Origin of the sequence: Desertibacillus haloalkaliphilus, assembly GCF_019039105.1 — a bacterium.
GTDB lineage: Bacteria > Bacillota > Bacilli > Bacillales > KJ1-10-99 > Desertibacillus > Desertibacillus haloalkaliphilus.
Genome location: NZ_JAHPIV010000461.1, coordinates 1 through 353 on the forward strand (window position 1 = coordinate 1; position 353 = coordinate 353).

General features: G+C 38.5%; 1 protein-coding gene. It reads left to right on the top strand.

The features are described from left to right. Positions 1–166 precede the first annotated feature (166 nt). Positions 167–353, top strand: a 187-nt coding sequence (locus KH400_RS22810; protein ID WP_217228542.1) for a DUF350 domain-containing protein, incomplete at its 3' end; no start/stop codon positions are given.

Here is a 353-nt window from a genome sequence, read left to right on the forward strand (position 1 = left end):
TACCAACAGCGTCGATTAAAACGGAGCTGGGAGTAAAGGATGCTCATTTGCTAATCGGAAGTTTTGTTGTAAATGAGAAAGCAAGTGCATTTGGCGTACGTGCCGGAGCACAGATTACCGATAATTTATCGTACTATTTACCTTGTGGAATGAAAGGAGCAAATGAATGGACTTAACGTTTTATTTACAAACCTTTGATCATTTTATTATTTATTTAGCTGTATCCCTAGTGTTGTTTCTAATAGGGACATACATTTTCAAATTGCTCACGCCGTATTCAGAACGTGAGCAAATCAAAAACGGCAATACAGCCGTATCACTGAAATTATTAGGGAAAATGGCGGGGCTAGTTG